At 61.4% G+C, this 23,120-nt stretch carries 24 protein-coding genes and 1 tRNA gene; 11 read left to right on the top strand and 14 right to left on the bottom strand.

Features of this window, described 5'->3' with window-relative positions:
* Positions 1 to 110: 110 nt before the first annotated feature.
* The 3 genes from SM764_RS13120 to SM764_RS13110 all read left to right on the top strand — a co-directional run bounded on the left by SM764_RS13120 (position 111) and on the right by SM764_RS13110 (position 3,834).
* Positions 111 to 566, top strand: coding sequence for an Lrp/AsnC family transcriptional regulator (locus SM764_RS13120; protein WP_065272987.1), 456 nt, complete (start codon positions 111 to 113; stop codon positions 564 to 566).
* A gap of 61 nt (positions 567 to 627) precedes the next feature.
* Positions 628 to 1,848: a PAS domain-containing protein gene (locus SM764_RS13115; protein WP_065272986.1), complete on the top strand. Its 1,221-nt coding sequence runs from the start codon at positions 628 to 630 to the stop codon at positions 1,846 to 1,848.
* A gap of 105 nt (positions 1,849 to 1,953) precedes the next feature.
* The gene (locus SM764_RS13110) at positions 1,954 to 3,834 is read left to right on the top strand and encodes a monovalent cation:proton antiporter-2 (CPA2) family protein (protein WP_065272985.1); all 1,881 of its coding nucleotides are present in this window, start codon (positions 1,954 to 1,956) and stop codon (positions 3,832 to 3,834) included.
* Positions 3,835 to 3,864: 30 nt separating this feature from the next.
* Here the strand turns inward: SM764_RS13110 and cobT are convergent, their stop codons facing one another.
* Positions 3,865 to 4,881, bottom strand: a complete 1,017-nt coding sequence (cobT, locus tag SM764_RS13105) for a nicotinate-nucleotide--dimethylbenzimidazole phosphoribosyltransferase (protein ID WP_368948281.1) — start codon at positions 4,879 to 4,881, stop codon at positions 3,865 to 3,867.
* 101 nt (positions 4,882 to 4,982) lie between these two features.
* Between cobT and cobS the strand changes: the two genes are divergently transcribed.
* Complete coding sequence (cobS, locus tag SM764_RS13100; RefSeq protein WP_369001976.1) at positions 4,983 to 5,738, top strand: adenosylcobinamide-GDP ribazoletransferase; 756 nt, start codon at positions 4,983 to 4,985, stop codon at positions 5,736 to 5,738.
* Positions 5,739 to 5,742: 4 nt separating this feature from the next.
* On the opposite strand, the gene SM764_RS13095 is transcribed toward cobS, so the two are convergent.
* From SM764_RS13095 to SM764_RS13070, 6 genes are all read right to left on the bottom strand, one after another.
* Positions 5,743 to 6,516: an ion channel gene (locus SM764_RS13095; RefSeq protein WP_274830080.1), complete on the bottom strand. Its 774-nt coding sequence runs from the start codon at positions 6,514 to 6,516 to the stop codon at positions 5,743 to 5,745.
* A 129-nt stretch (positions 6,517 to 6,645) separates the two neighbouring features.
* A complete protein-coding gene (locus SM764_RS13090) occupies positions 6,646 to 7,161 on the bottom strand; it encodes a CarD family transcriptional regulator (protein WP_065272981.1) in 516 nt (171 codons plus the stop codon).
* Positions 7,162 to 7,518: 357 nt separating this feature from the next.
* Entirely contained in the window at positions 7,519 to 7,857 is a 339-nt protein-coding gene (gene fdxA, locus SM764_RS13085; RefSeq protein ID WP_065272980.1) for a ferredoxin FdxA, read from the bottom strand.
* A gap of 63 nt (positions 7,858 to 7,920) precedes the next feature.
* Complete coding sequence (locus SM764_RS13080; RefSeq protein WP_065272979.1) at positions 7,921 to 8,295, bottom strand: RNA-binding S4 domain-containing protein; 375 nt, start codon at positions 8,293 to 8,295, stop codon at positions 7,921 to 7,923.
* A gap of 7 nt (positions 8,296 to 8,302) precedes the next feature.
* Complete coding sequence (locus SM764_RS13075) at positions 8,303 to 11,257, bottom strand: helicase-related protein (RefSeq protein ID WP_369001975.1); 2,955 nt, start codon at positions 11,255 to 11,257, stop codon at positions 8,303 to 8,305.
* Between the two features lie 26 nt (positions 11,258 to 11,283).
* Positions 11,284 to 11,862: a tetratricopeptide repeat protein gene (locus tag SM764_RS13070; RefSeq protein WP_065272977.1), complete on the bottom strand. Its 579-nt coding sequence runs from the start codon at positions 11,860 to 11,862 to the stop codon at positions 11,284 to 11,286.
* Between the two features lie 101 nt (positions 11,863 to 11,963).
* Here SM764_RS13070 and SM764_RS13065 point away from each other — a divergent pair, with 101 nt between their 5' ends.
* The 3 genes from SM764_RS13065 (at position 11,964) to SM764_RS13055 (ending at position 15,191) form a co-directional block, all read left to right on the top strand.
* Positions 11,964 to 12,254, top strand: coding sequence for an SCP2 sterol-binding domain-containing protein (locus tag SM764_RS13065; RefSeq protein WP_065273775.1), 291 nt, complete (start codon positions 11,964 to 11,966; stop codon positions 12,252 to 12,254).
* A 17-nt stretch (positions 12,255 to 12,271) separates the two neighbouring features.
* Positions 12,272 to 13,246, top strand: coding sequence for an alpha/beta fold hydrolase (locus SM764_RS13060; protein WP_065273774.1), 975 nt, complete (start codon positions 12,272 to 12,274; stop codon positions 13,244 to 13,246).
* Between the two features lie 124 nt (positions 13,247 to 13,370).
* Positions 13,371 to 15,191: a M3 family oligoendopeptidase gene (locus SM764_RS13055; RefSeq protein WP_274832967.1), complete on the top strand. Its 1,821-nt coding sequence runs from the start codon at positions 13,371 to 13,373 to the stop codon at positions 15,189 to 15,191.
* A gap of 70 nt (positions 15,192 to 15,261) precedes the next feature.
* On the opposite strand, the gene SM764_RS13050 is transcribed toward SM764_RS13055, so the two are convergent.
* Positions 15,262 to 15,723 (bottom strand): hypothetical protein, encoded by a 462-nt coding sequence (locus SM764_RS13050; RefSeq protein ID WP_369001974.1) that lies wholly within the window; start codon positions 15,721 to 15,723, stop codon positions 15,262 to 15,264.
* Positions 15,724 to 15,817: 94 nt separating this feature from the next.
* Positions 15,818 to 16,087: a DksA/TraR family C4-type zinc finger protein gene (locus SM764_RS13045; protein ID WP_274830083.1), complete on the bottom strand. Its 270-nt coding sequence runs from the start codon at positions 16,085 to 16,087 to the stop codon at positions 15,818 to 15,820.
* Between the two features lie 158 nt (positions 16,088 to 16,245).
* Here SM764_RS13045 and SM764_RS13040 point away from each other — a divergent pair, with 158 nt between their 5' ends.
* Together SM764_RS13040 and SM764_RS13035 are read left to right on the top strand one after the other, a co-directional pair.
* Positions 16,246 to 17,418: a dipeptidase gene (locus SM764_RS13040; protein ID WP_369001973.1), complete on the top strand. Its 1,173-nt coding sequence runs from the start codon at positions 16,246 to 16,248 to the stop codon at positions 17,416 to 17,418.
* 593 nt (positions 17,419 to 18,011) lie between these two features.
* Positions 18,012 to 18,602 carry a hemerythrin domain-containing protein gene (locus SM764_RS13035; RefSeq protein ID WP_369001972.1) on the top strand — a complete coding sequence of 197 codons (591 nt, stop codon included), beginning with the start codon at positions 18,012 to 18,014 and terminating at the stop codon, positions 18,600 to 18,602.
* A gap of 134 nt (positions 18,603 to 18,736) precedes the next feature.
* On the opposite strand, the gene rpoH is transcribed toward SM764_RS13035, so the two are convergent.
* Together rpoH and SM764_RS13025 are read right to left on the bottom strand one after the other, a co-directional pair.
* Entirely contained in the window at positions 18,737 to 19,633 is an 897-nt protein-coding gene (rpoH, locus tag SM764_RS13030) for an RNA polymerase sigma factor RpoH (protein WP_065272972.1), read from the bottom strand.
* A gap of 167 nt (positions 19,634 to 19,800) precedes the next feature.
* Positions 19,801 to 20,835, bottom strand: coding sequence for an RluA family pseudouridine synthase (locus SM764_RS13025; RefSeq protein ID WP_369001971.1), 1,035 nt, complete (start codon positions 20,833 to 20,835; stop codon positions 19,801 to 19,803).
* Between SM764_RS13025 and SM764_RS13020 the strand changes: the two genes are divergently transcribed.
* Positions 20,834 to 21,136, top strand: coding sequence for a DUF6476 family protein (locus tag SM764_RS13020; protein ID WP_368948271.1), 303 nt, complete (start codon positions 20,834 to 20,836; stop codon positions 21,134 to 21,136). The two genes, SM764_RS13025 and SM764_RS13020, sit on opposite strands and share 2 nt — an antisense overlap.
* 33 nt (positions 21,137 to 21,169) lie before the next feature.
* Here SM764_RS13020 and SM764_RS13015 read toward each other — a convergent pair whose 3' ends face one another.
* Complete coding sequence (locus tag SM764_RS13015; RefSeq protein WP_369001970.1) at positions 21,170 to 21,748, bottom strand: hypothetical protein; 579 nt, start codon at positions 21,746 to 21,748, stop codon at positions 21,170 to 21,172.
* Positions 21,749 to 21,927: 179 nt separating this feature from the next.
* Between SM764_RS13015 and SM764_RS13010 the strand changes: the two genes are divergently transcribed.
* Entirely contained in the window at positions 21,928 to 22,287 is a 360-nt protein-coding gene (locus tag SM764_RS13010; RefSeq protein WP_368948269.1) for a hypothetical protein, read from the top strand.
* A gap of 208 nt (positions 22,288 to 22,495) precedes the next feature.
* On the opposite strand, the gene SM764_RS13005 is transcribed toward SM764_RS13010, so the two are convergent.
* Positions 22,496 to 22,572: transfer RNA gene (locus tag SM764_RS13005), tRNA-His, on the bottom strand.
* Positions 22,573 to 22,616: 44 nt separating this feature from the next.
* The gene (locus SM764_RS13000; protein WP_368948268.1) at positions 22,617 to 23,099 is read right to left on the bottom strand and encodes a GNAT family N-acetyltransferase; all 483 of its coding nucleotides are present in this window, start codon (positions 23,097 to 23,099) and stop codon (positions 22,617 to 22,619) included.
* Between the last annotated feature and the right edge of the window lie 21 nt (positions 23,100 to 23,120).

The raw sequence follows: 23,120 nt of genomic DNA, 5'->3' as shown, positions 1-23,120 counted from the left end.
CATAAAGATAGCGCGTTCGATACGCAGTGTTTGCGCATTCATTGGCCTCCTGCTAGGATTTTATGCGCACTTACCGCATACTTTCCAGTCTTTTCGGGAATACCACGCATATGCTCGATTCCACCGACACCCGCCTTCTGGCCGCGTTGCAGAAGAACGCCCACCTCACGGCACAGGAGCTGGGGGAGCTTTTGAACCTGTCACCCAGTCAGGCCGGACGGCGGCGGCAAAGGCTGGAGGCCGAAGGGTATATCCAGGGTTACGCGGCGCGGCTGGATGCGGCGAAACTGGGGCTGGCGGTGCAAGGATTTGTACAGGTGCATCTGGGCAGCCATGGCCCTGAACAATCGGCCAGCTTTGCCCGGCTGGTCAGCACCCGGGCCGAAATCACTTCAGCCTGGACCATGACCGGCGAGGCCGACTACCTGCTGAGGGTCTATTGCCGCGACCTTGAGGCGCTGAACACGCTGATCCACGATGTTCTGCTGACACACCCAGCCGTTGCGCGGGTGCAAAGCCAGATCGTAATGGCGCAGTTAAAACGCGATGCGCCCCTGCCGACTTAACGATACGGGAAGATTCTCACGCTAAAGATGCATTGCGCATGCCTAAAGCTGGGAACACCTAATGTCATTTGTCGACCGCCGTATTGAAACCCGCCCGTCCAGCGGAGAAGCCCCGTTCAAATTGAACGAAGTGTTCTTCTCTCGCACCGATAAGCGCGGAGTTATTGAGGCCGGAAACTATATTTTCCGGCGGGTTGCCGATTACGATTGGCCTGAACTGATCGGCGCACCGCACAAGGTGATCCGCCACCCGGATATGCCACGTGGCGTGTTCAAGCTGTTCTGGGACACCATCAAGGCCGACAAAACCATCGGTGCCTACGTCAAGAACCTGGCCAAGGACGGCCTGTACTATTGGGTCTTCGCCGTCGTGGTGCCCCACAAGGATGGCTATCTCTCCGCCCGGATCAAGCCGACCAGCCCGGTCTTTGAGGAGGTGCAGACCATCTACGAGACGATGCGCCTGGCGGAAGAGCAGGAAGGCCTCTCCCCCGACGAAAGCGCCGAGATCATGATGGAATGGGTGCGCAGCAAAGGGTTTGAAGACTACGATCAATTCGCAGCCCATGCTCTGTGCGAGGAATTCAAGGCCCGCGATGCGGCCCTCGGGAACCCGGTGGACGAAACGCTGCTGGCGCTTGCCCGAATGCTCGACAACGCCCAGGTTCTGGTTGATCAGACCGAAGGTCTGGTCAAGGATTTCGACGCTATGCACACGATCCCCCACAATCTGCGGGTCATCGCATCGCGTATTGAACCCGCCGGCGGTCCAGTCACCGTCCTGTCCCAGAACTACGGTTCCATGTCGCGAGAGATGTCCGATTGGTTCGCCGCCCATGTGATGGGCGAAAACAGCACCTTTGCCACCATCAAATCCACCGTCAACACCAGCCTGATGGTGCAATGCATCACCCGCATGCTGCAGGAGTGCGACCAACAGCTGAGCATGGAACGCCGCGCCCTGGGCGAGATCGATATGGCGCATGAACGCGCCGTTCTGAAGCAGATCGTGAATGACCAGCTGGACCGCAAACGCGTCGGCCAGGAAGACGTCAACCGCGAAGCAGACAGAATCATGCACGCCTGCCAGGTCATGCACCGCCAGTTCCTTGGCCTCAGCTCGACCCGGGTGCTGTGCAAGATCGAAAGCGCGCGCCTCCCTGAGTCGGGCGAAACCTTGTCGGACATCATCGACCAGCTTGGCGTCTTCCAGCGCCGGATTTCCGAGCGGCTGGAGCGGATCGAGAAACTGTCCGGCGACATCCGCATCCACGAGAAATAACACCATGCCCGGGCCTGTCGCGGAACAGGCGCAATAGGCCCGGCCTACATCCGCAAGTCGCCCTAACCCGTTGCCAAGGCGGCTGTCGCTTGCCATACCTTCGGCATGGACGCGTTTCTCTACCAAGCCTCGATTTACCTCGCCGCCGCCGTCATCGCGGTCCCCATCGCAGCGCGCTTGGGGCTCGGTTCGGTGCTGGGATATCTTGCAGCCGGCATCCTAATCGGACCAGTCTTCGGCTTTGTCGGCTCTGAAACCCAGGACCTGCAGCATTTTGCCGAATTTGGCGTCGTGATGATGCTGTTCCTGATCGGCCTGGAGCTTGAGCCGCGGGCACTCTGGGCCATGCGGCATAAGCTATTGGGTCTTGGCGGTTTGCAAGTCCTGTTCAGTACCCTGGCCCTGATGGGCGCTGCCATGGCCGCCGGGGAGCCTTGGCAGGTGAGCCTTGCAATCGGCCTCGCGCTATCGCTTTCTTCGACCGCGATCGTGCTGCAGACCCTGTCAGAAAAGGGCCTGATGCAGACCGGCGGCGGGCGGGCCAGCTTCTCGGTGCTGCTGACGCAGGATATCGCCGTCATTCCGATCCTTGCTTTCCTACCGCTGCTGGCGACCACCGGTGGCCCGCAAATCGGCTCCGACGGGTCGATCCAGCGCGCCGCCGAGGCCGGTCACAACGGTGGGCATGGCTCGCTGTCTCTGGTCGAAGGCATGCCCGGCTGGGCCGTGACCCTGATCACCATTGCCGCTGTTGCCTTTATCATCCTGGCCGGGATCTATCTGACCCGCCCGCTGTTCCGCTTCATTCATGCCTCCAACCTGCGGGAAATGTATACCGCGCTGGCGCTGCTGATCGTGGTCGGAATCTCCTTCCTGATGACGCTGGTCGGCCTGTCCCCTGCGCTTGGTGCCTTTCTGGCCGGTGTGGTTCTGGCCAACTCCGAGTTCCGGCACGAGCTGGAAAGCGACCTCAACCCTTTCAAAGGGCTGCTTCTGGGGTTGTTCTTCATCACCGTGGGCGCCGGGATCAACTACCGCCTGTTCCTCGCCAGCCCCGGCGATCTGATCGGCCTCGCGTTGCTGGTGATCGTCGCCAAGGGGCTGGTGCTCTATTTCGTCGGCCGCGCCTTCGGCCTGCGCCGCCGGGCGCATTGGCTGTTCACGCTGGGGTTGGCGCAGGCAGGTGAATTCGGCTTCGTGCTGCTTGCCTTTTCCCGGCAGCTCAACGTTATCCCACCCGCCCTGTCGGAAAAACTGTTACTGATCATCGCCCTGTCGATGCTGATCACGCCGCTGCTGTTCATTGCCTATGACCTGTTGTCCAAACGGTTGGGCGAGGCGCGGGTGGAGCATGCCCCGGATGAAATCGACGAGGAAGGCCCCGTGATCATTGCCGGCATCGGCCGATTTGGCCAAATCGTCAACCGGCTGGTCCGCGCCAGCGGCTTCAAGACGGTGCTGCTCGACAACGACATGGAAGCCGTTCAACTGATGCGCCGTTTCGGCGTCAAAAGCTTTCTTGGCGATCCGACCCGACCCGAGCTGCTGAAGGCCGCCGGCATTGCGAAGGCCAAGATCCTTGTGGTGGCGCTGGATGATCCGGAGAACACCGTGAAACTGGTGGACTATGTGCGGCGCAACTACCCCGATATCCACATCATCGCCCGGGCCTATGACCGGCATCACGTTTTCGATCTGTATCAGGCCGGTGCCAATGACATCGTGCGGGAAATGTTCGATAGCTCCCTGCGTGCCGGACGTTACGTGCTGGAGCGGATCGGCCTCAGCGAATATGAGGCCGCGCAGGCGGAACAGACCTTTTATGCCCATGATCGCCTGACCATCCGCGAGCTGGCCAAGCACTGGGTGCCCGGCACTCCGGCCAGTGAAAACAAGGCCTATATCGCCCGCGCGCGCGAGCTGGAAAAGGATCTGGAGACGGCCCTCTTGGAACTGGCCGAGCAGAAGGACCAAAAGTCCTCCTGATCCCGGCCAGATCGCCCGGCTGATGGGCCATTAGCCGTCGGTAACGCCCGCCTCGGCAAAGGTCGCCATGCCGCTGTGGCAGGCGATTGCGCCCTTCAGGATCTGAATCGCCAGAGCCGCACCAGAGCCCTCGCCAAGGCGCAGTCCCAAGGTCAGCAGCGGCTCCTTGCCCAGCTTGTCTAGCAGCATCACATGCGCCGCCTCTGCACCCTTGTGACCCGCCACCGCGTGATCGAGCGCGCCCTCATGCGTTTTCAGCAGGCAGGCTGCTGCGGAACAGCAGATATAGCCATCCAGGATCACCGGAATGCGCAGCATCCGGGCCGCCGCGATGGCACCGGCCATGGCGGCAATCTCACGCCCGCCAAGACATGCCAGCGCATCCAGACCATCCTTGATCTGGGGACCATGCAGGGCGACGCCCTCGGCCACCACCCGGCTCTTGTTGGCCAACCCGGCATCATCGACGCCGGTGCCACGCCCGGTCCAGTCGGCTGCAGCGCCGCCGAACAACGCGCAGGACAGGGCCGCCGCGGCGGTGGTGTTGCCGATGCCCATTTCGCCCACCACCAGCAGATCCGCCGTGGGGTCCACCGCCTCCCAACCTGCCTGCAAGGCGCTGAGCAGCTCAGCCTCGCTCATCGCGGGGGCCTTGGTGAAATCCTGCGTTGGCCGGTCAAGGTCCAGCGCATGCACATCCATGCGCGCGCCGGCGAATTCGGCGAGCTGATTGATCGCCGCCCCGCCATGTTCGAAATTCAGAACCATCTGGGCGGTCACCTCGGCCGGAAAGGCCGACACACCCTGCGCCGTCACGCCGTGATTACCGGCAAAGACGATCACCTGCGGCGCGGTAATGGCTGGTCGGTCGCTGCCGCGCCAGCCCGCATACCAGATCGCGAGGTCCTCCAGCCGACCCAGTGCCCCGGGTGGTTTGGTCAGCTGCCCATTGCGCGCCTCGGCGCCCTGCGTTGCGGAGGCATCTGCTGCCGGTGCCGCACCAAGCTGGGCACGAAAGTCATCAAGAGAAGATATCTGGGGCAGCATGGATCAGCCTCGTTGCATAGGGTTACGGGACGCGGGTAAAGCGATTGGGCACCTGTTTAACCGCTCGCCCCCCCGCTGCAAGTCCCGCAAGAGGCCCGCAAATGCGAAAAACCGACATCCGCGCAGCCGACATTCCCCTGGCGCTGGTTCTGCTGACCCGCCTGCCCCTGCCGCACCTGTCGGCAGAGACGTTCAAACGGCAATCGGCAGCGGTCTGGGCCTTTCCGCTGGTGGGCGTGACCGTCGCCTTGCCCGCCGCGATTGCGGCCAGCCTGGCCCTCACGCTTGGCCTGCCGCCGTTGGTTGCCGCCGGACTGGCCTTGGCGGTGCAGATCCTGCTGACCGGCGCCATGCACGAGGATGGCCTAGCCGACACCGCCGATGGGCTGTGGGGCGGGTTCGAGCCTGCGCGTCGGCTGGAGATCATGAAGGACAGCCAGATCGGAACCTATGGGGTGCTGGCGCTGATCCTCGGGCTGGGGCTGCGCTGGGTGGCGCTGGCCGCCCTTTTGGAGACCGCAGGCCCCTGGCCGCTGCTGGCGCTGGCCATGCTCAGCCGGGCTGCCATGCCAGTTCTGATGTACGCCCTGCCCCATGCGCGCGCCGATGGCCTGTCCCGCAGCGTCGGACGCCCCCGCGCCCTGCCCGTTGTGCTGGGCGGGGTTCTGGCACTGGGTCTGGCGCTGCCATTCATCGCCTTGTCGCAGCTCTTGGCCGCGGCCGTGATCATGGCGCTGGTCACGGCAGGTCTTGGCGCGCTGTCGCGGGCCAAGATCGGCGGTCAGACCGGCGATATTCTGGGCGCGACCCAGCAACTGTGCGAGCTTACGGGCCTGCTGGTCTTGCTGGCGCTCTGAGGGGTCACTCGACGCCAGTGGTCAGGATCTTCAGCTGTTCGCCGCAATGCTTGCAATGGACCGCGTCGATATCGTGCCGCGTCAGGCCACAGGTAGGACAGGTATAACGCACCTTCTGCGGCTGAAAGATCGCCTGCGCCAGCCGCACGAACAGCGCCACCCCGACCACCATGACAAAAACCGAAAACATCTTGCCCGCCGGAGAGGCCATGGTGATATCGCCAAACCCGGTGGTGGTCAGCGTCGCAACGGTGAAATAGAGCGCATCCACATAGGGCGACTGGGTCTGGGTCTCATCGATAAAGAAGATCAGCACCGCCATGGCGGTGGCAAAGATGAACACGAAGAGGTTGACCCCGGCCAGAAGCGCATCCTCGTTACGGCGGAAGAATTCGCTGTCGCGGCGCAGGTCGCGGAGCAGATGGTAGGAATGGATAAGCCGCAGCGCCCGCAGGATCCGCAAAAAAGCCAGGCTGCCGGAGAACAACGGATCCAGCAGCAGGGTCACGATCACCGTCACATCGGCCAGCGTATAGATCTGCCACAGGAAGGCCTTGCGGTTACGGGCGATCCACAGCCGCGCCGCCAGATCCAGCCCAATGATAACGCCGAGCAGCTGGCTGATCGCGATCAGCATCGGACCATGATCGACATGCGCCGTGGCAATGAAGAACAGGATCGACAGCGCATCAAAGATAATGATGCCATAGCGGAACCGCACCGCACCGGGCGAGGCGCCCTCGTAAAGGGTGTTGATGCGTTTCTTCAGGTTCTGCATGCCCGCTGTGCCCCTGCTCTACCCCAATCCCGGCTCAACAGAACATCCGGAAAAACAAAGGGCCGCGCAACCCGGCGCGGCCCTTTGTTTTTGCATGTGTCTTTCGGTGTCCGGCTGTTTCCGGCAGCCTCAGGCCGCAGCAGCGCGTGAGGTCAGAACCTCATCCACCTGTTTGGCGGCCGAGATTTCGTCACCATCGGCAACGGCAGCCACTTCGCGGGTCAGACGCTCCAGCGCAGCCTCGTACAGCTGACGCTCGGAATAGCTTTGCTCGCGCTGATCGTCGGTGCGGTGCAGGTCGCGGACCACTTCGGCGATGGCGATCAGATCGCCGGAGTTGATCTTCTGTTCGTATTCCTGCGCGCGGCGGGACCACATGGCCCGCTTGACCTTGGCCTTGCCCTTGAGGGTCTTCATGGCCTGGTTGATCACATCGGGAGAGCTAAGCGAGCGCATGCCCACTTCGACCGCCTTGTTGGTCGGCACCCGCAGGGTCATCTTGTCCTTTTCAAAGGTGATTACGAAAAGCTCCAGCGCAAAGCCGGCCACTTCCTGCTCCTCGATCGAGATGATCTGGCCGACACCATGCGCCGGGTAAACCACATACTCATTGGGGCGGAATTCGAGCTTCTTCGATTTTGTCATACAGGTCTTTCCTCGCAATAAGCCGGATGCATGTTCCGGCACGACAACGACAAAGAGTGGTCACCGGGTCACTTGCAGTGATCCGCGCGCCACGCGATAGTCGCAGAAAATATGCCCGTAGAGTGTGAATAGGCATTCAAACAGTCGGGCAACATCTCGTGTTCTGTTCATCTCGGAGAGAGATAATACCACAAAATCGGGGTATTCGGAAGTCACACCCAAAACGCCCGCCAAACACCTGCGTGATATAGGCGTTTCAGCGCCGATTATGCCCTTTAAAGGCCCTGCCCCTCACAGCCAGGTAAAAGCCTGCGAATCGCATGCGATCTGGGTGGTCAGCGGGCCGCGCCCTGGGGCTCAGCCGCCCTCGCCAGGAGCTTCGGAGAAGTATTTCTCCATCTTGCCCTCTTCACCGTCGCGGTCTTCTGCGCCGGGCATCGGGTCTTTCTTGGAGACGATCACCGGCCACATCTCGGAATACTTGCGGTTGAACTCAACCCATTTGTCCATGTCCGGCTCGGTATCCGGGCGGATCGCGTCGGCGGGGCATTCCGGTTCACAGACACCGCAGTCAATGCATTCATCCGGGTGGATGACTAGCGTGTTCTCGCCTTCGTAGAAACAGTCTACAGGGCAGACCTCAACACAATCGGTGTATTTGCAGGCGATGCAGTTTTCCGTAACGACATAGGTCATAGTGCCAGGTCCCGTTTTCTGTTTGGCGTCTAGCTAATCCAGAGCGGCGCCATCTTCAAGATGTCAATGGATGTCGCCCCTGCGGGTAAGATCAAGCGCCCTGCGAGATTTCTTATCAGGGCGGCCCTTTCCCTCAAAGCGCGGATTGGCCGGAACGCTTTCCTGTTTTTCGGTCATGTCGAAATACAGGGTTTGTGCTTCAGGCGCCGGTCCGCGCCGTTCGCCGATGGCTTCGACACGGACAACCCGAATCTGCCGCCCCTGCGGAAAGGTCAGAACGTCACCCGGGGTGACGTTCTGAGCCGGTTTCGAGATCTTGTCGGCATTCAGGCGGACGTGACCGGCGCTGACCTGTTTCGCGGCCAGGCTGCGGGTTTTGAAAAACCGCGCATGCCACAGCCATTTATCGATACGGATCTTTGCCGCGCCCTCCTGCATGGCCGGATCAGTCGCCCTGTTTCAGCCCCATCAGCGCCGCGGCGAAGGGGTTGTCGGGATCGATCTTCTTTTCTTTCTTCGGCGGGCGGGCAGAATAGGTCTTGCCGCCCTGCTGCTGAGGACGTCCGCCTTTCTTGCCACCGGGTTTGCCGCCACCAGCGCCGCCTTTGGCACCGCGGGGTTTGCCCTTGCCGCCACCGGCATTGCCACGGGCGTCTTGACCTTGCTGGCCACGGCGCTGACCGCGGTTGCCGCCCTGACGGGCACGACCGCCCCAGGTGAAAGTATAGAAGATCTCGACTTCAGGCGCCTCAACAGAGGCGTCTGCCGCTTCACCCACCGGGGTTTCATTCTCGGCGACCTCAGGCACGGGTTCTTCCGCTGTAGCATCCGAACCGGTTTCCGCAACCGGCGCCACACCTTCGTCGGCGATGGCGGCGGCTTCAGGCACCACATCTGCGGCAGGCGCATCGCCCTCACCCGCAGGCGCAGCGGCCGGGGTGTTTTCCGCGTCCGCTGCGGCATCCATGACAGGCTGGCCCGCCGCGGGCGTGCCGGTTTCAGCGACAACTGCATCCGCCGGTTTGACCTTTTCGCGTTCACCCTTTTCGGCGCGATAGCCAAGGCCCTGCATCAGGTCCGCGAATTGCTCCAGCGTCATGCCGGTGATCGACAGCATGTCGGGCTTGGCTTCGAAACCACCGCGGCTGTCTTCGGCGCGCAGCATGTCGGCCAGCCGTTCCAGCATATCGATGCGGATCATCCGCTCGCCCGCTTCGCGGTAGCCGGACATGGTGTCATAGCCCTGCGGTGCGTCTTTCAGCGCGGGCACGGTCACCAGACCCGGCGGCGGTGCCTCGGGGAAGTCCTGCAGCCCGTTTGCCAGCGACCACAGCACCAGACGCAGACGCGTCGGCGCCGGTTTCAGCAGCAGCGGCATGAAGATGGTGAACTGACCGAACCGCACACCGTGCTTGCGCAGCGCGCCACGGGCGTCCTGGTCCAGATCCTTGACCTCCTGCGCGACGGTGTGGCGGGGCAGCAGTCCCAGCGCCTCGACCATGCGGAAGGCAAAACCACGGGCCAGCCCGTTCAGTTCCTCGTCCTTTTGCAGGTTCAACAGCGGTTCAAACAGCGACTGGACCTTGCGGGAGATGAAATGCTGCAGGCGGCGTTCGACCTTTTGCGCAACCTCGGTCCCGGCTGCATCGTCGACAAAGACCTGCACGCCAGGGGTCAGCGGATCTGCACCGGCGACCAATTTGCCGATGGCGCTATCGCCCCACATGAGGCCACCCTGTTCGGTAAAATCAATTTCGGTATCGGGCGCATTGTAGAACCGGTCTGCCCGCAGATGAAAATGCGGAGCGAGTGCCTGCAAAGACGCGGATTTCAACGCCTTCGCTTCAGCACCTTCTGCGCCCTTGTCAGGCGAGAACCGGAACCCTTCGAGCCGTCCGACGAATTCGCCTTCGACGGTCACTTCACCCTTGTCATTCACTTCGGCCAAAAGGGCCTCCTTCTGCTTGAGCCGGCGCAAGAGCACGGATGTGCGCCGGTCCACAAATTTTTCAGTCAGACGTTCGTGCAATGCGTCCGACAACCTGTCTTCTACAGCGCGAGTCTCATTCCGCCAATGGATTTCGTCACGCAGCCAGCCTTTCCTTTGTGCCACATAGGTCCATGTGCGGATAAATGCCAACCGTTTGGACAAGGCATCGATATTTCCGTCCGTCCGGTCGATCCGCTTTATCTGCCGGGCCAGCCAATCGTCGGGCACGACGCCGCCGCCATGCAGGTGATTGAAGATCCCCCGCAACAGCGACGCATGTTCGGCATGGCTTATACCACGGAAATCGGGAATTCGGCAGACATCCCACAACAGCCGCACCGAAGGCGCATTGGTGGTCCGGGCCAGAATATCGGGATCCTGCGACAATGCTTTCAGCGCGCCAAGGTCATCGGCCTCGCGCGCCTTCATCAGGAATTCATCCTGCGGCGCTGCCTCAAGCGAGCGGATCAGCGCCTCGACAGTACCGAATTGCAGCGCGGAGGAGCGCCAGTTCAGCTTTTTCAGCGGCGTGAAACGGTGCTCCATGATCGCCTGCGCCGTGCCTTCATCCAGCGGGCGGGCATCGCCGGTCACCCCGAAGGAACCGTGGCTCATCCCGCGCCCGGCGCGGCCTGCGATCTGGGCCAGCTCGTTTGCTGCCAGCGGCCGCATGCGGCGGCCATCGAATTTGGAGGTCGAGGCAAAGGCGACATGGTCGATATCAAGGTTCAGCCCCATGCCGATGGCATCGGTAGCCACCAGGTAGTCGACCTCTCCATTCTGATAGAGCGCCACCTGCGCGTTACGGGTGCGCGGGGACAGCGCCCCCATCACCACCGCGGCGCCGCCCTTTTGACGGCGGATCAGCTCGGCGATTGCATAAACGTTATCGACCGAGAATCCGACAATAGCGGTGCGCGGCGGCATCCGGCTGATTTTCTTCGATCCGGCATAGACCAGATCGGACATCCGTTCGCGGCGCACGAACTCCACCCCCGGCACCAGCGCCTGAATCGGCCCGCGCATGGTGTCGGCGCCCAGAAACAGCGTCTCATGGGTGCCCCGCGCCCGCAGCAGCCGGTCGGTAAAGACATGGCCTCGTTCCGGATCGGCGCAAAGCTGGATTTCGTCGATGGCGAGGAAGTCACAGCCCATCCCCTCTGGCATCGCCTCAACGGTGCAAATCCAGTATTGCGCGCGCGGCGGCACGATCCGCTCTTCACCGGTCAGCAGCGCCACCACAGAGGGGCCGCGCGCCGCGACGATCTTGTCATAGACCTCGCGCGCAAGCAGCCGCAGCGGGAATCCCATGATCCCCGTCCGATACCCCAGCATCCTGTCGATTGCGTAATGGGTTTTGCCGGTGTTGGTCGGTCCCAGGACCGCCGTCACCCGTGATGCGTTTGCCATAGCACCGCCCCTGCCCCGGTCGGGGCCTAGAGTTCCTTGCCCTCGACCAAGGGCGCCAATCGGTCGAGCGCCTTGGTTACTTCCTGATGCGTCGGATGTATAGCCTTGGCGCGCAAATAGGCGGCATAGGCGTTCTGGGGGTCGCGGAACTGTTCAAAGATGGTGCCCAGCGCGTAGATCGCATCGTAATTATTGGGGTTCAGCGCCAGGGCATGCTCCAGATCCGCCACCGAGGGACCATAAAGGCCGATGACGAAATAGGCGCGCGCCCGCTCGTACCAGCCACGCGCAAATCCCGGCGCGTGATCGGTCAGCGCGGTCAGATGCTCGATTGCCTCTTGCGTGTCGCCCCGCTCCAGCGCCCGGACGCCGCGCGTCAGCAGCAGATCCATCGCAGGCGAGCCGCTTTTGCGCCACAGCGCCTGCAGCTCACGATCGATGGCAGCGGCATCGGTGGGATCCGCCACCGACAGCTCTGCCAGTAGCGTCGCCTCATCCGGGGCACCGGTTCCGACCTGTGCCAGAACCGCCGAAGGCAGGGAAAACGTGACTGTCAGCGCCGTTGCCGCCACGATAGCTTTGAGGTTCGGAACATTTGCAACCATGATGACCCTCAGTGTAACCCCGTGCATCGCATTTTCCAGTGCCGTAGACGAAAGCTTCACATAAAAGTGCGATGCCCCTGCAAATGAGCGAGGAAGACCCGATGAGCGACACCCTGACACAAGCCGCCGCAGCCCTGAATGAAAAACTAGATGCCGCCGGTTTTGACGGCAGCGCCAAGTTCCAGATCGAAGACATGGGCGCGATCGTGCTGGACAGCGACGGTGCACGGATCAGCGACGAAGAAACCGATGTCACCATGTCCGCCGATGCCGAAACCTTTGAGGCGATCCTGTCCGGTGAACTTAACCCCACCAGCGCCTTCATGACCGGCAAACTGAGCGTTGACGGCGACATGGGCACTGCGATGAAACTGGCCTCGGCCCTCGCCTGACCACACCGACCTGAATGATGGAGACCCGCCCTATGGATCTGACCCCTGCCCCGTATTTTCGCGATATCGCCGATGGTCCGGAAGGGGGAGAAGCCCATTGGGTGACCACCAAAGATGGCCTGCGCATCCGCGTGGGCCATTGGCTGCCCGACGGTCTGCCGCGCGAGGCGATCAAGGGCACGGTGCTGATCTTTCCCGGACGCACCGAATATATCGAAAAATACGGCCCTGCAGCCATCGATCTGGGTCGGCGCGGCTTTGCGACGCTGGCCGTGGACTGGCGCGGACAGGGGCTGGCCGACCGGATGCTGGACGACCGGCGTCTTGGCCATGTTCAGCATTTCCCCGACTTTCAGCAGGACGTCGCCGCCGTGGTGCAACTGGCGCAGCAGCTTGACCTGCCGAAGCCCTGGTTCCTGCTGGCTCACTCCATGGGCGGCGCCATCGGGCTGCGCGCCCTGATCGAAGGGTTGCCGGTCAAGGCCTGCGCCTTCACCGGGCCAATGTGGGGGATCCAGATCCCCGCCGCCATGCGCCCCGTCGCACGCATCTTAGGCGCTTTGGCGCCACATCTGGGTTTCAGCGCAATGCGCGCGCCCACCACGACCAAGGGGCATTACGTGCAATCCGCCCCCTACGAAGGCAACACTCTGACCAATGACGCGGATATGTACCGGTTCATGCAGGAACAGCTGGAGGCCCAGCCGGATCTGACACTGGGCGGGCCAACCGTACATTGGCTGAGCGAAGGACTGCAGGAATGCGCCGCCCTGGCCCAGCGCCCCTCTCCGGCGCTACCCTGCATCACCTTCCTCGGCAGCGACGAGCAGATCGTAAATACTGACGCCATCAAGGACCGCATGCAGCGCTGGCCCGGCGGCGAGCTGGATCTGGTTCAGGGCGCCCAGCACGAGGTGGTGATGGAAGGTCCAGCCATCCGCCAGCACACCTTTGACCGCATGTGCGCCCTCTTTGACCAATACCGGGGCTGAACGCCCCGGCTGATGGGCGGCGCCGCTGATCGCTTGTGATCCCCCGCGCCGCTGCTTAGATGTCAATCGAATGGCACGGCGCGGCTGTGCCTCATCTTTTCACATGACGCTTCAAGGAGGCCCCATGTTTCAACTGCCTTTCCCCGTTCGTGACGCCAATGCCGGTGGAGGCTCTGACGCCTTCGGCAATCTGCCCGAATGGGATCTGACCGATCTTTACACCGCTGATGACGCCCCCGAACTGGCACGCGATCTGGATTGGCTGGAGCAGGAATGCAGCGCCTTTGCCGCCGATTACGAAGGCAAGCTGGCCGATCTTGATGCGGCGGGTCTGCTGGACTGCGTGCTGCGCAACGAAAAGATCAACGCCATCGCCGGGCGCCTGATGTCCTATGCGGGCCTGCGTTATTACCAGCTGACCACCGATGCAGACCGCGCCAAATTCCTGTCGGATTGCCAGGAAAAGGTCACCGTCTTCACCACGCCGCTGGTCTTCTTCACGCTCGAGATCAACCGTATCGAAGATGACAAGCTGAAGGCGCTGTTTGCCGCCAATGCGGATCTCGCACGCTATGAACCCGTCTTCCGCCGCATCCGCGCGATGAAGCCGTACCAGCTGTCGGATGAGCTGGAAAAATTCCTGCACGATCTGGGCGTGGTCGGCGACGCCTGGGAGAAGTTGTTTGATGAGACCATCGCCGGTCTGACCTTCACCGTAGACGGTGAAGAGATGAACATCGAAGGCACGCTGAACTTCCTGACCGACCAAGACCGCAGCAAACGCGAAGCCGCGGCACGCGAACTGGCGCGGGTCTTTGCCGAGAACATCAAGATCTTTGCCCGCGTCCACAACACGCAAGCCAAGGAAAAGGAAATCGTCGACCGCTGGCGCGGCATGCCCTCGGCGCAGATGGGCCGCCATCTGGCCAATGATGTCGAACCCGAAGTTGTCGAGGCCCTGCGCGAAGCCGTCGTGGCCGCCTACCCCAAGCTGTCGCACCGCTATTACGAGCTGAAGCGCAAATGGCTGGGTCTTGACCGTATGGAGGTCTGGGACCGCAACGCGCCGCTGCCGATGGAAGTCTCCCGCACCGTCGGCTGGGACGAGGCCCGCGACATCGTGATGGAGGCCTATGGCGCCTTTGATCCGCGCATGGCCGAAATCGCCGATCCCTTCTTCAACAAGGGCTGGATCGATGCGGGCGTGAAACCCGGCAAGGCGCCGGGCGCCTTTGCCCACCCCACTGTCACCGATGTGCACCCCTATGTGATGCTGAACTATCTCGGCAAACCGCGCGACGTGATGACCCTCGCGCATGAGCTGGGTCACGGCGTGCACCAGGTGCTGGCCGCCGGTCAGGGCGAAATGCTCTCTTCCACCCCGCTGACCCTGGCGGAAACCGCGTCCGTGTTCGGCGAGATGCTGACCTTCCGCAAGATGCTGGAAAAGGCCAAGGACCAGAATGAACGCCGCGTGCTGCTGGCGGGCAAGGTCGAGGACATGATCAACACGGTCGTGCGCCAGATCGCCTTTTATGATTTTGAGTGCAAACTGCACGAGGCGCGCCGCGGCGGAGAGCTGACGCCCGATGACATTAACGCGCTCTGGATGTCGGTGCAGGCCGAATCCCTGGGCGAAGCCTTTGATTTCATGGAAGGGTACGAGACCTTCTGGGCCTATATCCCGCATTTCGTCCACTCGCCCTTCTACGTCTACGCCTATGCATTCGGCGACGGGCTGGTGAACGCGCTCTACTCGGTCTACGAGGAAAACCCCGAGGGCTTCCAGGAGAAGTATTTCGACATGCTGAAGGCGGGTGGTTCCAAGCACCACAAGGAGCTTCTAGCACCCTTCGGCCTTGATGCCTCGGATCCCAAGTTCTGGGACAAGGGTCTTTCGATGATTTCCGGCATGATCGACGAGCTGGAGGCGATGGAGGATTGATCCATCGCGTCAGGCGGGTGCCCAGCGCCCGCCTGATAGTCCGCTGTGCGGGACGAAGCCGCCGTCCGTGTCAGCTGGTCTGCCCACGCATGACGGCACTCCGCAGCCAGACTACTGAACCCGCGAGAACCGATCCGGCTGCCGCGGCCTTTCCAAATTCCCTCCAGTTCAGAAGCCCGAAACCGATTACGAATTCTGCAGCACAAAGCCCTACGACCATCGCCGTAAGCAAGTTCAGATTCCGTTCAAAAGAAAGATCAGGCGGGATGATCAAGGCGCAAACAAGGCTGGTGAGCAAGACGGTGAAAATAGCCAGATATTCTATCCTCCTGAAAATTCTAGCATGTTCGTCATTACCGAGGGTTGCGAAGGCAGCGCCCTTGTCCCGAACGTTTGAGGACAGCGCAAGGTTTAACCATTCGTTGGAGATCTGATGGGCCTCTGTTCTGAGAGGAAGACTGCCATAGAACAAGAGCAAGGAAGCCAGCAGAGGGATTGCAAAGACAAGAAGGTATCGAACCACCAGTTTCATCCCAACGCCTCACCTCCTCGGCTTTGACCGGCGACAATGCTTCGCCAACAAGCAGTCGTCAATATGGGCTCATAGCAGCCATGTCCTACGGCGCTCACTTCAACTGACTGTCCTTCGATCCGCGCCGGTTGATGCCGCCGCGCTGCGCCTTTGCTCCGTCGCGCTCTTCCTGACAATCGATGCATAGCTTCACACCCGGGCGGGCCAGGCGGCGTTTTTCGGGAATCTCTTCTTCACAATCCGCGCAATGGGTCAGACTTTCGCCGACGGGCTGTTGCTGCGCTTTCATCCGCGCCAGCTCATCGCTGATCGAGGCTTCGATCTGCTCGCTCACCGCGCCGTCGCGCGCCCATCCGCCTGCCATATCACGCCCTCCTGCGTCCTGATGCGAAGACCCGCAGCCTAGGCGCCCAGACCGCGCGGGGCAAGCCGGGCGGCTGCCCCGACGTTTTCCTTGCGCCCTGCCCTGTCCGCAGTAGCCTGCCAGCAGTTTCTTTGAGCAGATTTTGGGGAGGGTATTTCATGCGAAAACTTGCAAAATGGCTGGGACGGCTGGTGGTCCTGCTGGTCGTGGTGGTGATCGGCGTACTGATCTTTGTGCCGGGCTATATCGAAAATGGCCGCAACGTAGTGGCCGAGCACGATCCCTACCCCGTCAGCGCCGAAGCGGCCGAGCTGCACAAGACGCTGCTGATCGGCGATCTGCATGCCGATCCCCTGCTGTGGAAACGCGACCTCACAAAGCGTGGCAACCGGGGTCAGGTCGACATCCCCCGCCTGATCGAAGGCAACGTGGCCTTGCAGGTTTTCACCGCCGTAACAAAATCCCCCGCCGGTCAGAACTATGACCACAATGAAACCGACGCGATGGACAATATTACCCTCTTGGCAGTGGCACAGATGTGGCCCATGCGCACCTGGGGCTCGCTGTATGAACGCGCCGTCTATCAGGCGGAAAAACTGCACGGGTTTGAAGAAAAGTCGGACGGCAAACTGCATATCATCAAATCCGAAGCCGACCTTGATGCGCTGCTGGAGCGCAAGCTGTCGGGCGAGGCCGTGGTCGGCGGGATTCTTGGTATCGAAGGCGCGCATCCGCTGGAAGGAAACCTCGACAACCTGCAGGGCTTGCAGGATGCCGGGTACCGGCTGGTGGCCTTGCAGCACTTTTTCGACAACGCGCTCGGCGGATCGCTGCACGGCGCCAGCAATGCCGGGCTAACAGATTTCGGACGCTCGGTTGTACAAGCCGTGGTGGACCGGGGGCTGATCCTTGATCTCGCCCATTCCAGTCCACAGGTGGCGCGTGATGTTCTTGAGATGACCGATATTCCACTGGTCGTCTCCCATGGCGGCATTCACAAGGCCTGCCCCGTCAAACGGAATTTCCAGGACGATCTGATGCGGGAGATCGCGGCGAAGGGCGGGGTCATCGGTATCGGCTACTGGAAGGATGCGATCTGCGATGACAGCCCTGCGGGCGTCGCCGCCGCGGTGAAGGTCGGGATCGAGGTCGTGGGAGAGGATCACGTCGCGCTGGGGTCGGATTTCGACGGCTCGGTCGAGACCACCTTCGACACCTCGGAACTTGCCGCCCTCACCCATGCCATGCTGGAGGCAGGGCTGACGCCCGAACAGATCCGCAAGGTCGCCGGGGAAAACATGCTACGGGTGATCCGGGCCCGGCTGGACTGATCCACCGCTGCGCCGGAAAAAACAACTTTGCATCGCGCCGCCCCCTCGCCGGGGCGGCGTTTCCCGTTCTAGCCTGCAGATCTATCTCGCGGATTTAGTCTGCCACCGCACCCGCGAGCAAATCCCGACTAAACTTATCAAGTATTTGAATTTGCACATTTTTCTTGACCCACTCTTCGCTATTGCCTATCGAGGTTTCCAGATCTGCAGCAAGCCAGAATCAACGGCAGCACGCAAAGCTAGCACTCCAGCGAGGACACCCTACCGGGTCCCAGCCAGACAGCCAGCACCGCCAGCCCCCTGATTTCCAGCCAGCCACACAACGCCAGCACTTCGCCAGCGCAGCTCGATCATCCTTGTCAGCCTTCCGCCAGCCGTTGATCAGGTCGCCCCCAAAAGGTCTTTCAGCTTGCCAGCCACCGCGCCAGCCTTTCGCTGACCGGCCTATGCTTGGACGCTACAGGCATGTACTCGTCCAAAGCCTGCGCGTTTTGCACCCAGATGCATCAGTCTACTCCCACACCGTCGCAACATGAACGGCCGCCCTGAACCAAAAAGCAGACGTCCTTGACTTAGCCTGAGCAAGGCTATTCATGTCCATCATGACCGATCTTTCAACCCAAACTCTGGATGAACTCAGCCTCGACGAGGCTGCCCGCCCCAAAGCACCGCTGGTGCCGGAAGCAACGGACGCTCACCGTCACCAAGGACGACAACTGGCAGCAATCCATCGTCATTACCTGATGGAGATAGCCCAGATCGCTGCGGTCCTGACCCGGATCGAGGCGCGGGACACCCCGCCTGAGCACCTGAAGCAGATCGTGCTTTCACTCGACATGGCTGAGAATTTCCGGGCGTTCGGATCGCTTTGCGGGCGCGAGTGCCAGGTGCTTAAGTTGCACCACGATATCGAAGGCGCTGACATGTTCCCCCGGATCGAGGCTGCGGGCGGTGGAAAGTTCCGCGAAGTCATCGCCAAGTTGAAGGCAGAACACGAGGTGGTTCATGAGCTGATCATCCGCCTCGGTCGTGCAGCGCATACGCTGGCCGAAAATCCCAGCGATGCAAACTTCGCTCAGGCCGCTGCGACATTCAGAAAACTGGAAGAGATTGTGCGTTCCCATTTTGGCTATGAGGAAACTGAACTGGCAGAGGCTATCGGGTATTATCTCGGGTCGATCTGACAGCGCCAAGACGCCTCAGCAACGTCGGCATCCAATGCGTTTTCGCCCGCATCCCAATCCGTGACCGAAAGAAAAAAGGGCTGCCCGCAGGGCAACCCTTTTGCATTTCTTTGCCGTCCATTTGCAGCCTGTCTTCAGGCGCTGGTCAGCATGCCTTTTTCCGACGCCAAAGCCCGCATCTTGTTTTGCAGCTTTTCGAACGCACGCACTTCGATCTGACGGATACGCTCTCGGCTCACGTCATACTGGGTGCTCAGCTCTTCCAGAGTCACCGGTTTGTCCGCAAGACGGCGCTGGGTCAGGATATCCTTTTCCCGGTCATTCAGCACATCAAGCGCCTGCGCCAGCAATTCGCGGCGTGCTTCCAGCTCGTCCCGTGCCTCGTAATCGCCCGCCTGGTCGGCATCTTCGTCTTCCAGCCAGTCCTGCCACTGCATGGTGCCCTCGCCCTCGCTGCCGACAGTGGCATTGAGCGACGCGTCGCCACCGGACATGCGGCGGTTCATCGAGATTACTTCGGCTTCGGTCACGCCCAGATCGGTCGCGATCTTCTTGACGTTTTCCGGACGCAGATCGCCCTCTTCCAGGGCACCGATACGGGCCTTGGCCTTGCGCAGGTTGAAGAACAGTTTCTTCTGGCCCGAGGTGGTGCCCAGTTTCACAAGGCTCCAGGACCGCAGGATATATTCCTGGATCGAGGCGCGGATCCACCACATGGCATAGGTCGCCAGACGGAAACCTTTTTCAGGATCAAAGCGTTTCACCGCCTGCATCAGACCGACGTTCGCCTCCGAGATCACCTCGGCCTGGGGCAGACCGTAACCGCGGTATCCCATGGCGATCTTGGCCGCCAGCCGCAGGTGGGAGGTGACCATCTTATGCGCCGCCTTGGTGTCCTGCTCTTCGACCCACCGCTTGGCCAGCATGTATTCTTCTTCCGGCTCCAGCAGCGGGAACTTCCGGATTTCCTGCATATAACGGTTCAGGCCACCTTCCGGTGTCGGTGCAGGCAGGTTTGCATAATTCGCCATTCGGTCTGTCCCTCCCAATGTTTAAGGACTTAACATCAGCGTTGTTGTAGGACGAATATGGGGAAGAGGTTCTTCCGTTTCAAGTCCTACCGATAATCACACCTTATACCGAACCCGCGATCACGGTCTGTAATCTTGATCACAGGCCTCTATCGGCGGCCCATGGCTCACCCTTTTGCGCCGCGCAGCGCCTCCAGAAGGTCCTGCATATCCTGCGGCAAGGGCGCCTCGAACCGTACCGTTTCACCGCTGACCGGATGGGTAAAGCCCAGAACCGCCGCATGCAGTGCCTGCCGCGGAAAGGCCTGAACCGCCGCAAGCGCCTTTTCGCTCAGCGCCTTAACCGGCAGCTTGCGTTTGCCACCATAGGTCGGATCACCGATCAGCCCATGACCTGCATGGGCCATATGCACCCGGATCTGATGGGTCCGGCCGGTTTCCAGCCAGCATTCGATCAGCGCCGCCACCGGCGGATTGCCAAAAGGCTCCACGATGCGCGCACGGGTCACCGCGTGGCGGCCGCCCTGAAACAGCACCGCCTGACGCTGTCGGTCGGTCTTGTGGCGAGCCAGTTGGGTGGTCAGCTTCAGGATGTTGCCGCTCTCGAAACTGGCGCCTTTGACACCGCGCAGTCGGGGATCGTTGGCATCGGGCACTCCATAGCAGACCGCGCGGTAATAGCGTTCGACCGTGTGACGTTCGAACTGCGCCGCAAGCCCCTGATGCGCAACATCGGATTTCGCCACCACCAGAAGACCCGAGGTTTCCTTGTCGATGCGATGCACGATACCGGGGCGCTTCACCCCACCGACACCCGAGAGGTTATCGCCGCAATGATGCATTAGCGCGTTGACCAGCGTGCCCGAAGGCGTGCCCGGCGCAGGATGCACCACCATGCCCGCCGGTTTGTTGACGACGATCAGATCGTCATCCTCGAACACCACATCCAGCGGGATATCCTCGGGGCCAATATGGCTGTCACTGGCTTCCTCGACGGTAACCGCGATCACCGCCCCTGCCTCGACCCGCGCCTTGGGATCGCGCACCACTTGCCCGTCAACGGACAGCGCGCCCTCGTCAATCAGCCGTGCCAGACGGGTCCGCGATAGGGTTGCCTCCTCTGGCACATCACGCGAAACCGCTTTATCAAGCCGTTTAGGCGGATTTTCCGCGATGACGAATTCTATCCGGCGGCGCTCCATGACAGATCCTTCCAAACCCGAATTGCAAGAAGAGCCGCCGCAGCTGAAGTTCCTGCGCCGACTGGTGACCACGCTGACCGTGGTCATGATTGGCGGGCTTGTAGTGGTTATCTCGCTGCTTGTCATCCGTCTGTCTGCAGACGGGCCTTCACTGCCGAACAGCATCACCCTGCCCGACGGCGTCACGGCCGAGGCTGTCACCTTTGGCACCGGCTGGGTGGCGGTGGTGACCCAGGATCAGCGCATCCTGATTCTGGATCCCGAAACCAGTGCGGTCCGGCAGGAAATCGAGCTGAAATAGCCCCCCCCGGCACAGCAAGGCGGGCGGACTGCATCAGGAACGCAGCAGCACCTTGTTCGATCCCAGCGCCTCAGCAATCTGCACATATTGCGAACGCCGCTCTTCTGCCGCTTCGGCGCTGCGCAACAGGACCGTCTGCGCCTGATCCAGAATGGCGCTGGCCTGCTGATTGACCTGCGCCGCCCGTGCCGGATTGACCGGCGTCAGCGGACGCGTGGTCCGGTCCGTGGACGACGTCTTGCGCGAGGCATAGGCATTGCTCTGTTTCCAATCCCGGTTTTTGCGGGTCAGACGGTGAATATCCCGCGCGGTGTCCCGCAGAACCTGGCGGACTTCCTCGTAATCCGAATCCTCCGGGATTTCCGCTGAAACGCTTTCCAGACGCTCCGCGAGACAATCCACACGGTATTCCGCGGCGTCGATATCAGCGCAAAAGGCCTTGGCGGCGGAGAGGCTCGTCACCAACTGACGCAGGAACGCCGCCGAGCCGAACTCGCCCGCCGGAACGATCACCGTGTAAAGAACTGGCGCTGACTGCGCCAGAACCGGCCCCGCCGTCAGCGCCATCACTGCGGACGCCGCCGCACATCTGCTTAGGAAACTTTGCGTCATGTCACTCGAACTCCGGATACCAATACCACATGCCCTAGCCACCATCCGGTGGCGGCCCCGCAAACGGGGCATCGGCAGAAATCATGTTGAAACTGTCCCATTCCCGCGCCGTCGTTGCAAGCGCGGCATAGGTCTGTAAGCTGCTAGGGGAGTATCGTAATGATTTTTCGGAGGCTTCCATGTTTTCCCCCCGCTCTCTGACCGCCCTAGCCGCCCTGATTCTTTTTGCCGCCCCCGGACCGCTTGCAGCCCAGGGCGCAAGCGCAGCCCTCAACGAAGCAAAGAGCCGCGCCGCCTGCGGTGCAGGGGTTCCGGTCTCGGCGCAATACCTGCCGGGCGGGCTGCTCAAGGTCACCTGCCGCGCCTCCAACTCTCAAGCGGTTAGCGAAACGCTGCCCGAAGCGATGCAGGGTACCGGGCTAAGCCCCACCGCCGCCGCTGGGGTGATTTTGACCAGTGTGATTCTCCTAGTCGTGACCGGTGATGACGAAACCGGCACCACCACGACGACAACCACCACAACGGCCCCCACCGAATAACCGCGCGCGTAGCGACATCGTCAATCAGGATAATCAGTGCAGCGGGTTCTGTTGGGACACAGCAGGCCCTGCCCGCTTGGCACTGCACCTCTATGCGTGCAGTCCTGTGGCACCCCTGTCGGCGACATGGCGAACGCAGGTGTCCTGCGTCGCCCATTCGCCTGAACATATATATGGCGATCAATAGGTTATGTGCGAATGGAGAATATGGTACCGCCTCCCTGGCTTGAACAGGGGACCTCTGGATCCACAATCCAGCGCTCTAACCAACTGAGCTAAGGCGGCACTGGGGGGCGATTTAGCCTAGGTACATACCGAGCGCAAGGGGGTTAAAGCACAGTTTTCCAGCTTTGTTCGATCAAATCCTGTCCGAAGGAATAAACCGGTTTGCTGTCGGCCAGTTCCCAGCCGAATGCAGCATAAAGCGCGCAGGCTGCTTCGTGGCTTTCATGGGTCCACAGCGTCATATCCTGATAGCCCGCATCACGCGCGAACTGCATGCATTGGGTCAGCAGGCGCTTGCCGATGCCCTTGCCGCGCGCCTCGGGCGTCAGCAGGAACAGGCGCAGCTTGGCGGTGGTATCGCTCAGCTGGACGCAGAAGATCGAGCCAAGCCGCTGGCCGTTTTCCTCTGCGATCCAGCCGCGTTCCCTTTCCGGATCATGATCCGCGCAGAAATCCCGCAGGATCTCGGCCACCAGCGGGCCAAATGTGTCGTCGAACCCTTCGTCCTGCGTGTAAAGGGTCTGGTGCCGCTCCACCAGCCAGGGGCTGTCCTCGGCTTCGAATCGGCGCAAAGTCACTTTTTCCATGGCTTATCTGACCACGATGCC

Source organism: Pseudophaeobacter sp. 1A16562, assembly GCF_041008785.1.
In the GTDB taxonomy this organism is placed as follows: domain Bacteria; phylum Pseudomonadota; class Alphaproteobacteria; order Rhodobacterales; family Rhodobacteraceae; genus Phycobacter; species Phycobacter gallaeciensis_A.
The sequence above is the reverse complement of the archived record's forward strand: the minus strand, read 5'-3'. Positions and strand labels throughout refer to the sequence as shown.